A 15,013-nucleotide genomic window follows, 5' to 3' on the forward strand; every position below is an offset into this window, starting at 1 on the left:
TAGCCCCCTGCCCTGCAGCGTCCCCTGTCCCTCTGGGAGAGGGACAGGGTGAGGGACGTTTTGCATACAATAAAAATTCACCCAGGAGGATTACTATGAATACTCGATTTTTAGACGCATGTTGGGGGAAGCCGGTTGATACGGTGCCGGTCTGGCTTATGCGCCAGGCGGGACGTTATCTCCCCGATTACATGCGCGTTCGCTCCAAATGCACCTTCCTGGAACTGTGCAAGACCCCGGAACTGGCGACCGAGGTAACTGTTCAGCCGGTCGACATCCTCGGCGTCGACGCCGCGATCCTCTTCTCCGACATCCTCACCCCGATCGAGCCGATGGGGATGGAGCTCGACTTCACCCCCGGCCCCGTCTTCGCCAAGCCGATCCGTACCATGGCCGACGTCGAGGCACTCAAGATCCCGAAGATGGAGACCGACGTCCCCTACGTGCTGGACGCAGTCAAGCTGCTCCGCAAGGAGCTCGCCACCAAGGTGCCGCTGATCGGCTTCGGCGGCGCGCCGTTCACCCTGGCCTGCTACATGGTCGAGGGTAAGGGTTCCAAGGACTTCGCCGCCCTCAAGAAGATGATGTACGCCGACCCCGAAGTGTACGCGGCGCTGATGGATAAGATCACCACCATGGACATGGAGTACCTGAACGCGCAGATCAAGGCGGGCGCTCAGGCGATCCAGATCTTCGACACCTGGGGCGGCATGCTCTCCCCGGCCGACTACGAGCGCTACGTCCTCCCCTACACCCAGCGCCTGATCAACGGCCTCGACCGCACCAACATCCCGGTGATCCACTTCGTCAAGGGCGCAGGGACCATGCTGGAGATCGTGAAGCAGGCCGGCGGCGACGTCATGGGCCTCGACTGGCACGTGAACCTCGGCAAGGCCCGCGATATCCTGGGCGACATGGCGGTGCAGGGGAACCTGGACCCGACCGTGCTCTTCGCTCCCAACGAGATCATCGAGCGCGAGGTGAAGAGGGTGCTGGACGAAAACGCAGGCCGGCCCGGTCTCATCTTCAACCTGGGACACGGCATCCTCCCGACCGTCCCGCCGGAAAAAGCGATCTTCATGGTCGACTGCGTGCACCGGCTGTCGAGGAAATAGAGGCAAACCGGAGGGCGGCCGATGAGGCCGCCCTTTTTCTTGACCAGGCAACAAAGGATCCGGTCGAATTTCGCAGGCCACGGCTGCCTGCCGCACCGGATCAGCGGGAGTAGACATGCTCAGGCTTTTCAGCATAGACAACGGGCTAATAAAGGAGATGGACTTTGAGAAAAGCGATCTCCCCAATCAGATCCTGCATGCCGACTGGATCGACGCCCATGAGCCGGATGACGAAGAGAGGGACCTGCTCGAGCTGTTGCTGCACACCGACATTCCGGAGTCCGACGAGGTGGACGAGATCGAGATCTCAGCCCGCTGCTTCGTGGACCAGGCCGGGATACACGTGCATCCCCTGTTCCTTTCCCAGAGCGAGGGGCGCCACGTGACGCTCACCGTCGCCTGTATTCTGCAAAGCAAGCACCTGATCACCATCCGGGAAGGGGACCTCGCCGACTTCCGGCTCCTGCGCATGCGCGCCAGGAGAGGGCAGGTGGAATGCCGCACCCCGTCCGAGCTTCTCGTGCTGCTCCTGGACCAGAAGGTAGAGAACCACGCGGACACCCTGGAGGACATCCACCGCCAGCTGGAAGGGGTAAGCCACCTGGTGCTCGAAGACGATGATTCCGAGTTGGAAGACGCCATCAGCAAGCTCGCCAAGCTCGAGGACAGCAACGGAAAGATCCGGCTCTGCCTGATGGATACCCAGAGGGACATCTCGTTCCTTTTGCGGCACCTGCGCGACCGGGCCGATCAGAGCGAGACGCTGCGTGAGATCGCCCGCGACGTCGAGACCCTTATGTCGCATACCACCTTCCTTTTCGATAAGATCAACTTCCTGATGGACTCCACCCAGGGTTTCATCAACATCGAGCAGAACCAGATCATCAAGATCTTTTCCATCGCAGCCGTGGTCTTCCTCCCCCCTACCCTCGTCGCCAGCATCTACGGGATGAACTTCGACGTGATGCCCGAGCTGAAACTCTCTTTCGGCTACCCCTGGGCTCTCGCGCTGATGATTCTCTCAGGCATCGCTCCCTACTGGTACTTCAAGCGCAAGGGTTGGCTCTAAAACTACATAATTCAAAGTCAAAGAGACAGGGCTGCCGTCGCGAAAGGCACACTGTCAGTTGCACCGCTGCCCGATACCGTTCCTCAGTCTGGACCGACCCTCACAACAATCCCTCAAGAGTGTTCTTGCTGCTGCCGATAGATCCAACAGGTATTGTGGTGACTGCGAGACTGCAGCTTCACACTCAGTAAAGAGGCCGTTCGTCCCGTCGCAGCCCCCCAAGGGACGGCAGCGTCAGCACGAGAAGGAAGGAAGATGATGTCGCTTCGCGATTGGTGCCGCGACATATTAGCCAGCCACACCGAAGGCTCGTGTCCCGCCGGGGCAGGAAAGGACCCCCCCTCCCCTGCCGCCGAGGCTAAGCCGAATGAAGCCTTGCTCGCGCCCGACGAACTGGAAAAGCAGCTGCTGCAAGTCCAGAAGCTTGCCGCGGTAGGCGTCCTGGCGGGGAGCATCGCGCACGACCTGAACAACCTCATGATGGGGATCAGCGGCAACCTTGAACTCTTGCGCCAGGCAAAAGAACCGGACGCCGCCTCGCAAAAATACATGGACAACGCACTCGATGCCTCCAGGCGCGCGGCGAACCTGAGCCGCCAGATGCTCGCCTTCTCCAGGAAAGGGAGTCAGGAGGTGAAGTCGGTCGATCTCAACCGGCTGGTTGCCGAAAACCTGGAGCTGATGAAGGGGTCGATGCGCAAGGGCATCTCCCTCTCGGTTCGGTTGGAACCGGAGCTTCCCCCTATAGAGGCGGAACCGGGCAAGATGCAGCAGCTGATCGTGAACCTGGTAACCAACGCGGCCGAGGCGCTAGGGGAAACGGGCGCCATCGGCGTGTCGACGGGTGTGGGGGAGCTGCCTGCAGCGGAATTCACCTGGAGCCGAGTCGAGCCGAAGCCGGCTTCCGGGCGCTTCGTGTTCATCGAGGTGTCAGACAGTGGCTGCGGGATGGACGGGGAAACCAGTGACCGTATGTTCGACCCCTTATTCTCCACCAAGGCGGCCGGCAGAGGGTTGGGGCTTACCGCGGTGCACGCGATCGTGAAAGCGAGCGGCGGCGCCATCCTCGCAGATACTGCCCCAGGGGAAGGGACCACGATCAGAGCCTTCCTTCCGGCCCCTTGATGAATAAAAAAAAGGGGACAGGCTACTTTTTGATTTGAAAAAGTAGCCTGTCCCCCTTTCCTGGATTTAAGAGAAAACTCAAATGAATTGGCAGGTTTATATCATCCTTTGCTCGGATGGCACCTTTTACACGGGGATAACCACAGACATCGCGCGGCGCCTGCGGCAGCATGCGACCGGCAGCGGAGCGAAGTATTTCCGGGGGCGCCGCCCCGAGGAAGTGCTTTTCCTGGAAGGGGGCCACGACAGGAGCAGCGCCAGCAGGCGGGAATTGTACATCAAGGGCCTGAGCCGCGCCGGCAAACAGGCCCTTTTGCAAACTGCGGCAAAGCCGGTGCCGCATCTTCTTCATCTCTCCAGTTAAACCTCTCCTTCAATATCTCACCTATCACTTTAGCTGCGGATGCGGGGTCTGGTCCGAACTCGGCGGAAGCAGAGGGTAATCAATCTTAGGTTGTTTTCCCGTCAGGCTCTTTAGGAATGCGACGGTGTCGTTCACTTCCGTCTCGTTCAATTTCATTCCCAGTTGCGCAGACCCCATCACCACCACCGCATCCTTGAGGCTCCACACCTTTCCGGAATGGAAATAGGGTTGGGTGAGCGCGACGTTCCTGAGCGACGGCGCCCGGAAAACGTACTTATCGCTGGCGGTATTGGTCACCTTGAAACGCCCCGTGTCGCTTTCCGGGCGGATCTCTGCAGTGGGTATCTCACGGACGCCGAAGGGGTAGTAGGCGGCACCGCCGATGTTGATTCCCCCGTGGCAGGCGGCGCACCCTTTCTCCATGAAGACACCAAGGCCAGTCTGCTCGCGCGCGTTGAGAGCGCTGGGTTCGCCGTTGAGGAAGTGGTCGAACGGGGCATCCGGAGTTACCAGTGTCGCCTCGAACACCTCGATAGCCTTCGCCATGTTGTCGAAGGTGACCGGATCGCGGTACCCGGGAAAAGCCGCCTCGAAGAGGGCTGGATATCCCGGGATGTTCTTCAAGGTTCTAACTACCAGCTCGGGATTGCTGTTCATCTCTACGGACGCCTGCACCGGGCCCTTGGCCTGGGTCTGCAGGTCCTTGGCCCTGCCATCCCAGAACTGGGCTACGTTGTAGACGGCGTTGAAAACGGTGGGGGCGTTGCGGGGGCCTTTCTGCCAGCCGTGGCCGACCGAGGTTTCCTGGAGGTCCGCGCCTCCCAACCCTACGTTATGGCAGGTGTTGCAGCTGATGAGTTGCGAGGTGGAGAGGCGGGGATCGAAGAAGAGCATTCTCCCTAGGTCGACCTTGGCCTTGGTGGCCTCGTTCCCTTTGATGGCCGGGGCCTGTGCCGGGATGGGCTTGAAGGTGGCCTGGGCCTTGGACATCGTTTCCTTCGCAGTGGCATCGACGCAGCCGGGAAGCAGTGGCAGGAGCAGTATGATCCATTTGCCTTTCATGTACGCCTCCATTAACCGGTTAGATTGGAAGACGAGTTAAAACATACTCATTTGAGATGGGGTGTCAACCGGAACGGCAATAGGAATGGGATGATGGAGGCGAGGGGGCGGGTGGAAAAGAGGGGGCGCCTTGCGGCGCCCCCTAGGCTGTTCCTGCTAGCTCTGGCTAGCCTTTCAGGTACTTGTCGATAGCGGCTGCGGCGCGCTTGCCGTCGCCCATGGCCAGGATGACCGTGGCCCCGCCCCTGACGATGTCGCCGCCGGCGAAGACGCCGGGGATGCTGGTCTCCCCTTCGTCGTTGGTGACGATGTTGCCCCACTTGTTGAGGGTGAGGTCGGGAGCCGTCGCGGTGAGGAGCGGGTTCGCGCTGGTGCCGACGGCGTTGATGACGATTCCGGCGGGAAGGTCGAACTCGGAGCCTTCTATGGCCTGGGGCCTGCGGCGGCCTGAGTCGTCGGCGGGGCCGAGCTCCATCTTCTGGCAGCGCAAGGCGGAGACCCAGCCGTCCTCGGTGGCGACGATGGCGACGGGGGCGGTGAGCATGATGAACTCAACACCTTCCTCCTTGGCGTGCTTGATCTCTTCGACCCTGGCAGGCATCTCGGTCTCGCTGCGGCGGTAGACGATCATGGCGCGCTTGGCGCCCAACCTGCGGGCGGTACGCACGCAGTCCATGGCGGTGTTGCCGCCGCCGATCACCGCTACCTCGTCCCGCTGCAGGATCGGGGTGGAGCTGTCGGCCCTGCGCCCGGCTTCCATGAGGTTCACGCGGGTGAGGAACTCATTGGCGGCGTAGACCCCCTTCAGGTTCTCGCCCATGATGTTCAGCATGGTGGGAAGGCCCGCGCCGTTGGCGATGAAGACGGCGTCGAACTCGCTGCGCAGCTGCGGAATGGTGAGGGTCTTGCCGATGATGACGTTGCACTCGATGGCAACCCCCATCCGGCTCAGCACCGCCACCTCGCGATCGATGATTTCCTTGGGAAGCCGGAACTCGGGGATGCCGTAGCGGAGCACCCCGCCGGTGTCGTGCAGCGCTTCGAAGATGGTCACCTTGTGCCCCTGCCGGGCCAACTCACCGGCGGCGGTGAGTCCTGCCGGGCCGCAGCCGACCACGGCCACCGATTTGCCGGTCGGCTTCGGCGCATCTTCCGTTATCAGCTCGTCGGGATGTTGCATGGCCCAGTCGGCCACGTAGCGCTCCAGGTAGCCGATTGCCACCGCGTCCCCCTTCTTGCCGCGCACGCAGAGCGCCTCGCACTGCGTTTCCTGGGGACAGACCCTGCCGCAGACCGCAGGAAGCGCGTTGTCGCCGCGCAGTACCTGGGCCGCCCTGGGCATGTCGTCGCTTGCCAGCGCGTCGATGAATTCGGGAATGGAGACGCCGACCGGGCACCCGGCCACACAGTTCCTGCTTTTGCACTGCAGGCAGCGCTGCGCCTCGGCGACCGCCTGATCAGGACTGAGCCCTTGGTTCACCTCTTCGAAATTCTTGCTTCTCTCGTCCGCCGGAAGCTCCGGCATGTGGACCCTCTCTATAGCCATCCTCTCTTTGGGGGACAAATCGTTGCTCACTTTGCTACCTCCTTAGCTATCTTGCAATCCGTCGCTGCATGCCTTAGCGCCTCTTCCTTGCGATAGCTGGTGAGGCGGTCGGAAAGCCCGTCGAAATCGACCAGATGCGCGTCGAATTCAGGGCCGTCAACGCAGGCGAACTTGGTTTCGCTTCCCACCTGCACGCGGCAGCCGCCGCACATACCGGTGCCGTCTATCATGATGGGGTTCAGGCTGACGATGGTCTCGATGCCCGGCTCGCGGGTCATGTTGGCCACCGCCTTCATCATCGGTACCGGACCTACGGCAAATACCGCCTTGGGCGCGCGCGCCGGGTCGGCGATCATCTCGCCGAGCGGCCCGGTCACGAACCCTTTGGAGCCGAGGCTGCCGTCCTCGGTCGTGATCAGCAGGTTTTTCGAGAGTGCGCCCAACTCTTCCGCCAGGATGACGTAGCGGCTGGAGCGTCCGCCGATGATGGTGGTGATTTCGTTTCCTGCCTCCGCCAGAGCTTTCACCAGCGGGAAGAGGACCGCGGTGCCGACGCCGCCGCCCACACAGGCGACGCGGCCCCAGTTGGTTATGTGCGTCTCCTTGCCCAGCGGCCCGGCTACGTCGCGAATGGACCCGCCAACTGGGGTGTCGACAATCTTGCGGGTTGAGGCGCCTATGGCCTGGATGAAAAGGGTGATGGTGCCGGCCTCGGGGTCGGCATCACCGATTGTCAAAGGGATGCGCTCCTCGCCTTGCGCCAGCCTGACCATGACGAACTGCCCTGCCTTTCTGGCGCGCGCGATCCGTGGTGCCACCAGCACCATCTTGTGGAGGTTTTCCGCTAGTATCTCGTTGCTTACGACTTCGAACATGGGGGTCACCTTTTGTCTAAGGGGATTTGCTGCAGATGTGTTGCGATATTGAATACGATATCAACAACGGAGGGGATTCCGCAAGGAAGTATACGGAAAGCAAGGGAAAGGCAACTTTGAAAGGCAATTAGAAAGGCAATTAGAAAGGCAATTGACGATTGACAATTGACAATTGACAACGAAGACAACGCGGCCAGGTCTCTTCTCCCCACGGAGGCGGGGGAGGGGACTTGTGAGATAGGTTCGACTAACCCTGTAAGAGAGGATTCCGGCCGGGAGCTATGCCCGGATCTTATAGGTGGCGCAGAGGATGCCTGCGGAGATGAGTACGATGCCTGCGACGTGGAAGGATTGCAGACGCTCTCCCAGGAAGATGACGGCAAGGATGGTGCTGAAGGCGGGCATCAGGTGGACGAACTGCCCGCCTATGTGCGGACCGATCTGGCGCAGACCATGATTCCAGGCGGTGAAGGCGACCACGGAGGCGAGGATGCCGACGTAGGCGATGCTGAGGACGGTCGGCTGGTTCAGCGTCATCAACTGCCCCTGGGCGATCTCCCAGGCGTAAAAGGGGATGAGCAGCAGCAATCCGGCTACGGTAATACTGAACAGGAACACGAACGGGTTAAGCCCCTGCGGGTAACGCTTGATGGCGACGGAGTACAGCCCCCAGGCGATGGCCGCCAGCAGCACCAGCAGGTCGCCATGGTTGAAACTGAGCGTGAGGATGCGGGAAGGATCACCCCGCAATATAATCGCGGCGACCCCGATGAGGGAAAGCGCGATGCCGACATGCTGGCGCAGCACGACCCGTTGGCCGTAGAAGATGCGGGCGAACATGAGGATGAAGATGGGGATGGCGGAATTGACCAGCGCCGCGTTGATGGCGGTGGTGTAGTGCATCGCGGTGTAGATGAGGAAGTTGAAGAGCGTGACCCCGAAGAGACCGCAGACGGCGATTAGCCCGAGGTTTGCCCGCACGATAGGCCATTCCCTGCGCAAACGCGGCAGCACGACGGGGAGAAGCACCACCAGCGCGACCACCCAGCGCCAGAAAACGAAACCGGCAGGAGGTATTACATTGTTCATCGCCCGGCTGATGACGAAGTTGCCGGACCAGATCAGGGCACTCAGGGTGAGGAGGAGATATGGCATTAGGAATTCCTACGGTGGGTTGTTCACCCTGTTTATAGAGCAAACATTTTAGCCAGAATGGACAAAACTTTTTCCTGGACGTCTTTGGCGAGTTTGCCTTGCTTATGAATGAGGCGAGACTTGTCTACCGTTCGTATCTGATCGAGGATGACCTGCCCATCCTTTCCCTTGAATGTGCAGGGAACCCGCGTCGGGTAACCTCTGCCCTTTGTTGTCATCGGCGCTACGATGACAGTGGCAATATTTTCGTTCATCTCGTCGGGAGAAATAATGAGGCACGGGCGGAATTTGCGAATCTCGCTGCCAACCGTAGGGTCAAGATTGACCATGAAGATGTCGAAACGTTTAACTACCATTCCCATTCTTCCTTGTCCCAGTCCGTTTGTTCGCCCGGGTCCTCGTCAATCATCTTGTCGTCGCCGCACTCGGACATAAGCCTGAATTGTTCAGCCCACCCGTCTCGAGGTTGAGTGGCCGACCGTATCACGATCATTTCGTTCTGTACTTCCAATTCCACCTCAGTTCCGAGACGACTCTGTTCAAGGAGGATTTTCGGAATACGTACCCCTTGTGAATTACCGATGCGAATAATATTGGTCTTCATAGCGATGTCCTCCGTTGTTGAGGGTGGACACATTGTAATTACGGGCCTGACGCGCGTCAAGATTTTTCTAAATGACATGCAACCAGCCAGGGCAATAAACCTGTTAGGCAGGTGCATAAAATTATTCACTTTCAGCGCCAGTAAGCTACAGTTTCAGCTGGAACACCAACTCATCGCCAGCGCGCCATGGTGCGACAGGTAGAACGAAAAGAGGGGGAAAGGCATTGTGCCTTTCCCCCTCTTCGCTGTTGTGACCCCGCGGCTTTCCTAGAACTCCTGCGACATCGCCTTTACTTGGCCGGCGGTGAAGACCGGGCCGTCTTTGCAGACGTAAACGTTGCCGACGTTGCAGCGGCCGCATTTGCCGACGCCGCACTTCATCCGGTTCTCCAGCGTGGTGTAGATCTGGTCGTCGGCGAACCCTAGGCGCTCCAGCACGGGGAGGGTGAACTTGATCATGATTGGCGGTCCGCAGACGAGCGCTACCGTGTTCTCGGAACTGGGCGCTGCTTCCTCCAGGACGTTGGGGACGAAGCCGACTTTGCCGTGGAAATCCGGTCCGTTCCCGCCGGGATCGACGCACTTCACCAGCCTCACGTCGTCTCTTTCCTGCCACTCGGCAAGCTCGCGCTTGTAGACCAGATCCGCTTCGGAGCGGGCGCCGTAGACGATGGTGATGTCCTTGAACTTGTCGCGCAGGTCGAGGCAGTTCCAGATCACGGTCCTAAGCGGCGGGAGCGCGATGCCCCCGGCGATGAATACGAGGCTCTTGCCGAAGAACTGCTCGATGGGGAAGGAGTTGCCGTAGGGGCCGCGCACGCCGATGGTATCGCCGACCTCCAGTCTCCTGAGCGACTCGGTGACCCTTCCCACGCTCCGGAAGCAGCACTCTATGTACCCTTTCCTGGTGGGGGCGGAGGCGATGCAGAAGGTGGACTCGCCGGCGCCGAAGGCTGAATACTCGGCGAACTGTCCCGCCCGAAAGCTGAAGTTCTCGCGGACCTGCTCGTCCTGGAAGACCAGGCGCAGGGTGCGGACATCGGGGGTTTCGTCGACGATGGCCTCGATAGTGGCAAGGTTAGGCAGATAGATGTTGTTCGATTGGCACATGGCTTCTCTCTCGTGTCTCTAAGCTCCCTCCCCCCCTGCGGGGGAGGGTCGGGGTGGGGGGGGAAGCGGCCATAGGCATTGCCGATAGCACCTTCACCCACCCCCCGACCCCCTCCCGCCTTCGCGGACCGAAGCGCTATGGCGCGCAGGCCCGTCAAGGGAGGGGGAGAGATGGGGTTAGTCCTGCTTTGCGTTGATGGTGCTGAGTATCTCGGCTATGTCGATCCCTACCGGACAGGCGCGGACGCAGCGACCGCAACCGGTGCAGAGCGTCTTGCCGAATTTGTCGTCGTAATACTTGAACTTGTGCATGATCCGGTTGCGGTAGCGCTTGTTCTGCACGTCGCGCGGGTTGTGGCCGGAGGCGTGGTTGGTGAACTTGCTGAAACCGCAGGCGTCCCAGTGCTTGCGGCGGGAACCCTGCTCGGTGCTCCCCTCGTCATTGATGTCGAAGCAGTGGCAGGCCGGGCATATGAAAGCGCAGGAGCCGCAGCCGACGCAGATGTCTGAGATTTTTTCCCAGAGCGGGTCCTCGAAGTGCCCCTCAAGCCACTTCTTGATCTTCACCAGGTCCAGCTTTTCCGTCCCCTGCTCGGCGAAGGGGGCCGCATCCACTGAAGCGGCTTCGCCGAAGAGCCCAGCGTGGGCATCGACCAAAGCCTTTCCTTTTTCCGTGACCGCCTTGCAGGCATAGGAGCCGTCCTTGAGCGGGGTGAGGAACAGGTCGCTTCCCGCCTCAGCATTAGGAGCCAAGCCGACCGCGGTGCAGAAACAGGCGTCATCACCTTTGGTGCAGGCGATCCCCACGATGGTGCTCTTGCGGCGGCGCTCCAGGTAGAACTCGTCGTTGTAGTCCCATGAGAAGACCGCGTCCAGGATGGCCGGAGAAGCGGCGTCGCAGGGTGGCGCGCCGATCAGCACCGTCTCCGGGAATCGGGAGCGGTCCACGTCGGTCACCTGCATCTTCCCGTCCTGCCTCTGGTAGGAGAGGATTTTCTCGCAGATGGGAAAGAACAGCTCTTTGGCCGAGCGGCGGGGAAGCGAGTCGAGCGTGAGTTCCGATCCGGCGGCAAGCGGCTGGTACAGGACGACTGAGTCCGCCTGTTTGGGTCCCACCACGACTTTCGACTCCTTGACCAGGAGGTCGATCAGATTGCGAAGGTTCTGTTCCGTAATTATCTGTGGCATAGGGATTCTCCTATAAAGCAATTGACAATTGACAATTGACAATGGACAACGATCTTTAGGTGGCTAAGGAGGCCGCTAGCTGGGCGCGCCTTGACTTTGAACCCCTCGCCCTCTGGGAGAGGGGCTGGGGTGAGGGTGTTGCTAACTGGTAACAGCTTCTACTTTATGAACGACTGGTCGTCGTCTTCCCGGTACTGGGTGAGCGGCCCTTTCTCGGCGGGTGCGAGCCCTGCCTCGTAGTCGTAAAGCTCCTTCAGCTCCTTCGCCATGCGCCGGTTCAGGAGGTTCAGCGGGATGTCCATCGGGCAGACGCGCTCGCACTCGGCGCAGCCGCCGCAGCGCCCGGCCAGGTGCATGGCACGCACGATGTGCCAGGCGGTGTTTCCTGCGGGCCTGGGGGAGTTCTCCACCGCCTGGGGGCGGTTCTTGTCGCACAGGCACTGCTCGCAGTAGCAGAATGGGCAGACCTGGCGGCAGGCCATGCACCGGATGCAGCGGGAAAAGTGCTCTTTCCAGAAAGCCCAGCGCTCCGCCTGCGGCAGCGCCTCGATGCGCGCCATCTCCTCGGCTTCCAGCGGGGTCAGGCCGGAAAGTTCGGTGGCGGCGCCCGCCACGAAATCAGCCCCCTCCGGGTGATGGACCGTGCACTCCACACATTTTCTGGCGATGTTGGCTTCGGTCACCGACTCGCTGCGCTCGGCCCCGGAGCCGTAGACCCCGGCGCAGTCGACGGCGATGATGAAAAGATCCTCCCGCTTGATCTGGGATTCCCCCATCAGTCCGGCCAGTGCGCGCATGTCGCATCCCTTGGCGACGATGCCGATCCGTCCCTGCTTTAGCACCCCTTTCTTCGACTTGGTCAGGTAGACCGAGAGGTTGTTGACGCAGGCCGGCGAGAAGATGAGTTTTTCCGCCTCTTCCGGCGTGGTGATCAAGGCCGGGCGGGCCGTCCCTTTGCGGCGGCCAGGGAGGTAACCGACAACGCCGGCCACGGTTCCATCCTTAAGGACCTGCACTGCCTGCGTGCGGATCGCCTGGGTGACCGCCTGGTAGTAGGACGGCTCGATGCAGCTCGACTGGTTTTTGTTTGCTTTAGCGTTCATATCTTGTCGTAAGCCTCTTTGAGTTCAGGCGTGTTCACGACGCCGGGGACGTCCGCCATAGCTTGAAAGGCAGACCACTGCTCCTCGTGTTCCAGCGATTTGAACTCCAGCATCGGTCCCATGGCGCGCACCCTCTCGGTCAGTTCGGTCACCACTTCGACCCACTTTCCCCCTTCGGCGGCGGAGACCCAGGAGAACTGGAGTCGGTGCAGGTCGACCCCGACGAAATCAAGCAGGGCACGGAAGGCCGCAAAACGGCGCCGGGCGTGGAAGTTGCCGGCCATGTAGTGGCAGTCGCCGGGGTGGCACCCCGAGACCAGCACCCCGTCCGCCCCTTTCTGGAAGGCGCGCAGGATGAAGACCGGGTCGATGCGGCCGGTGCAGGGGAACTTGAGCACCCGGACGTTGGCCGGGTACTGCATCCGGCTGGTGCCGGCCAGGTCCGCACCGGCGTAGGTGCACCAGGTGCAGACGAAAGCGACTATCTTCGGCTCGAAATCGTGCTGTTTAGCTTCAGCGTGCATGTGGAAACCTCTGAAAAACGTTCAACGTTCAAGGTTCAACGTTCGGAAACGTGTTAGCCCTGACGGAACAGAGTGTTGGTGACTTGTACCAGTGCAGTAGCCGTTTTATGTTGCCGTCCGTCGAACATTGAACGTTGAACGTTGAACGGTTTTAAAGCGATTCGATCATCGCCATGATCTGCTCGTCGGTGTAGCCGTCGAGCTCGACGCTCTTGGACGGACAGGTGGCCTGGCAGGTGCCGCAGCCGCCGCAGACGCCGGGGTTCACGTAGGCCACTACCTTGACCAGATTCCCCTGGCGGTCCCTGATTTCCTTCTCCTCGACGGCGCCGTAGGGGCAGACCTTCTTGCAGGCAAGACAGCCGACGCAGTATTTCTCGTTGACTTTGGCGACCACCGGGTCGCGCTCCAACTGGTCCTTGGAGAAGAGTGTCATCACCTTGGCCGCGGCGGCGGAAGCCTGGGACACCGTGTCCGGGATATCCTTCGGCCCCTGGCAGGCCCCGGCCAGATAGATCCCGGCGGTAGCGCACTCGACGGGCTTCAGCTTCGCGTGGGCCTCGGAGTAGAAGTTGTACTTGTCGTAGGAGATGCCCAGCTTCTGTGCCAGCTGGTCGGCTCCGTCCTGGGCCTGCACCGCGGTGGCCAGGACCACCAGGTCGGCTTCGATCTCCACCTGCACGCCGACTTGAATATCGCTCCCCATCACCACGATCTTCTCGCCCTTCTGGTACAGGCGGGAGACCATCCCCCTGATGTAGACCGCCTCCTCTTCCTCGACGGCGCGCCTCCAGAACTCGTCGTACCCCTTCCCCGGGGTCCTCGCGTCCATGAAGAAGACGTATGCCTGGCCGTCGTGCACCTTGTGGTGGTAGAGCATGGTGTGCTTCGCGGTGTACATGCAGCAGACCTTGGAGCAGTAGGAGATCCCTTTCTCCCTGGCGCGGGAGCCGACGCACTGGATGAATACCACCTGCTTCGGTTCCTTGCCGTCGGACGGCCTCAGGATCTTGCCGCCGGTAGGACCTGAGGCGGAGGCGAGCCGTTCGAAGGTCATGCCGTCGATGACGTCGGGGATGGCGCCGTAGCCGAACTCGCCGTACCCCTGGATCGGGCTGTCCTCAGGCTTTCTGTCTATGGAGTAGAGCTTGAATCCGGTGGCGACCACGACGGCGCCCACGGCTTCGACGGAGAAACGATCCTCCTGCTGGTAGTCCACCGCTCCCGGCCCACAGACCTTGGCGCAGACGCCGCACTTGCCGCTTTGGAACATGGTGCAGTTCTCGCGGTCGATGACCGGGGTGTTCGGTACCGCCTGCGGGAAGGGGACGTAGATGGCGGTGCGCAGCCCGTGCCCCTGGTCGAACTCGTTGGGGATCTTCTTCTTCGGGCACTTGGTCATGCAGATGCCGCAGCCGGTGCACTTCGACTCATTCACCGAGCGCGCCTTGTGCTTCAGCGTGACCTGGAAGTTGCCGATGTACCCCTCGACCTTCTCGACCTCGGAAAAGGTGTGCAGGGTGATGTTCGGGTGGTTGGCGACGTCGACCATCTTCGGGGTCATGATGCACTGGGAGCAGTCAAGCGTCGGGAAGGTCTCGGAGAGCTGCGCCATGTGCCCGCCGATGGAGGGCTCGCGCTCGACCAGCACCACCTGGTGCCCCGCGTCGGCGATGTCGAGCGCTGCCTGGATTCCCGCGATCCCCCCGCCGATGACAAGCGCCCGCTTGGTGACCGGCACGGTAATGGGCGCGAGCGACTTACCCTTCTTGACCCGCTCCACCATGAGCTTCACGATGTCGCTGGCCTTCGACGTCGCAAGTTTCTTGTCCTCGTGGACCCAGGAGCAGTGCTCGCGGATGTTGGCCATGTCGCAGAGGTACGGGTTGAGACCCGCGGCCGATGCCGCTTTCCTGAAGGTCTTCTCGTGCATGCGAGGGCTGCACGCCGCCACCACCACGCCGTCTAGCTTGTGCTCGGATACGGCCTTCTTCAAAAGGTTCTGCCCCGGGTCGGAACACATGTACTTGTAATCGCAGGCGTAAGCTACGCCGGAGATCTTCCCGGCGGCTCGGGCCACCTGCTCCACATCCACGGTACGGGAGATATTCTCGCCGCAGTGGCACACAAAAACACCGATTCTGGACATAAGCTCCTCAATCGTTAGCTGCCG

At 61.0% G+C, this 15,013-nt stretch carries 15 protein-coding genes; 4 read left to right on the forward strand and 11 right to left on the reverse strand.

Annotation, left to right across the window (positions count from 1 at the left end):
• Positions 1-95: 95 nt before the first annotated feature.
• The 4 genes from hemE to GBEM_RS00095 all read left to right on the forward strand — a co-directional run bounded on the left by hemE (position 96) and on the right by GBEM_RS00095 (position 3,673).
• Positions 96-1,115 (forward strand): uroporphyrinogen decarboxylase, encoded by a 1,020-nt coding sequence (hemE, locus tag GBEM_RS00080; protein WP_012528457.1) that lies wholly within the window; start codon positions 96-98, stop codon positions 1,113-1,115.
• 115 nt (positions 1,116-1,230) lie between these two features.
• Complete coding sequence (corA, locus tag GBEM_RS00085; protein ID WP_012528458.1) at positions 1,231-2,184, forward strand: magnesium/cobalt transporter CorA; 954 nt, start codon at positions 1,231-1,233, stop codon at positions 2,182-2,184.
• A gap of 255 nt (positions 2,185-2,439) precedes the next feature.
• On the forward strand, positions 2,440-3,309 hold the full coding sequence (locus GBEM_RS00090) for a two-component system sensor histidine kinase NtrB (RefSeq protein WP_012528459.1): 870 nt from the start codon (positions 2,440-2,442) through the stop codon (positions 3,307-3,309).
• Between the two features lie 82 nt (positions 3,310-3,391).
• Positions 3,392-3,673, forward strand: a complete 282-nt coding sequence (locus tag GBEM_RS00095) for a GIY-YIG nuclease family protein (RefSeq protein ID WP_012528460.1) — start codon at positions 3,392-3,394, stop codon at positions 3,671-3,673.
• A 24-nt stretch (positions 3,674-3,697) separates the two neighbouring features.
• Here GBEM_RS00095 and GBEM_RS00100 read toward each other — a convergent pair whose 3' ends face one another.
• The 11 genes from GBEM_RS00100 to GBEM_RS00155 all read right to left on the reverse strand — a co-directional run bounded on the left by GBEM_RS00100 (position 3,698) and on the right by GBEM_RS00155 (position 14,989).
• On the reverse strand, positions 3,698-4,735 hold the full coding sequence (locus tag GBEM_RS00100; protein ID WP_012528461.1) for a cytochrome-c peroxidase: 1,038 nt from the start codon (positions 4,733-4,735) through the stop codon (positions 3,698-3,700).
• Positions 4,736-4,901: 166 nt separating this feature from the next.
• Positions 4,902-6,311 (reverse strand): NADPH-dependent glutamate synthase, encoded by a 1,410-nt coding sequence (gene gltA / locus GBEM_RS00105; RefSeq protein WP_012528462.1) that lies wholly within the window; start codon positions 6,309-6,311, stop codon positions 4,902-4,904.
• Positions 6,308-7,156 carry a sulfide/dihydroorotate dehydrogenase-like FAD/NAD-binding protein gene (locus tag GBEM_RS00110; protein ID WP_012528463.1) on the reverse strand — a complete coding sequence of 283 codons (849 nt, stop codon included), beginning with the start codon at positions 7,154-7,156 and terminating at the stop codon, positions 6,308-6,310. Before GBEM_RS00110 ends, gltA begins: the two co-directional genes overlap by 4 nt.
• 279 nt (positions 7,157-7,435) lie before the next feature.
• Positions 7,436-8,311 carry a DMT family transporter gene (locus tag GBEM_RS00115; protein WP_012528464.1) on the reverse strand — a complete coding sequence of 292 codons (876 nt, stop codon included), beginning with the start codon at positions 8,309-8,311 and terminating at the stop codon, positions 7,436-7,438.
• Positions 8,312-8,343: 32 nt separating this feature from the next.
• Positions 8,344-8,667, reverse strand: a complete 324-nt coding sequence (locus GBEM_RS00120; protein WP_012528465.1) for a type II toxin-antitoxin system PemK/MazF family toxin — start codon at positions 8,665-8,667, stop codon at positions 8,344-8,346.
• Positions 8,661-8,915, reverse strand: coding sequence for an AbrB/MazE/SpoVT family DNA-binding domain-containing protein (locus GBEM_RS00125; protein ID WP_012528466.1), 255 nt, complete (start codon positions 8,913-8,915; stop codon positions 8,661-8,663). The genes GBEM_RS00120 and GBEM_RS00125 overlap by 7 nt, the downstream gene beginning before the upstream one ends.
• Positions 8,916-9,182: 267 nt before the next feature.
• Positions 9,183-10,025: an FAD/NAD(P)-binding protein gene (locus tag GBEM_RS00135; RefSeq protein WP_012528467.1), complete on the reverse strand. Its 843-nt coding sequence runs from the start codon at positions 10,023-10,025 to the stop codon at positions 9,183-9,185.
• Positions 10,026-10,202: 177 nt separating this feature from the next.
• Positions 10,203-11,213, reverse strand: a complete 1,011-nt coding sequence (locus tag GBEM_RS00140; protein WP_012528468.1) for a 4Fe-4S dicluster domain-containing protein — start codon at positions 11,211-11,213, stop codon at positions 10,203-10,205.
• A 158-nt stretch (positions 11,214-11,371) separates the two neighbouring features.
• A complete protein-coding gene (locus GBEM_RS00145; RefSeq protein WP_012528469.1) occupies positions 11,372-12,316 on the reverse strand; it encodes a 4Fe-4S dicluster domain-containing protein in 945 nt (314 codons plus the stop codon).
• Positions 12,313-12,840, reverse strand: a complete 528-nt coding sequence (locus GBEM_RS00150) for a hydrogenase iron-sulfur subunit (RefSeq protein ID WP_012528470.1) — start codon at positions 12,838-12,840, stop codon at positions 12,313-12,315. The genes GBEM_RS00145 and GBEM_RS00150 overlap by 4 nt, the downstream gene beginning before the upstream one ends.
• 151 nt (positions 12,841-12,991) lie before the next feature.
• A complete protein-coding gene (locus GBEM_RS00155; protein WP_012528471.1) occupies positions 12,992-14,989 on the reverse strand; it encodes a CoB--CoM heterodisulfide reductase iron-sulfur subunit A family protein in 1,998 nt (665 codons plus the stop codon).
• Positions 14,990-15,013 lie beyond the last annotated feature (24 nt).

This window comes from Citrifermentans bemidjiense Bem, from assembly GCF_000020725.1.
GTDB classification, from domain to species: Bacteria; Desulfobacterota; Desulfuromonadia; order Geobacterales; family Geobacteraceae; genus Geomonas; species Geomonas bemidjiensis.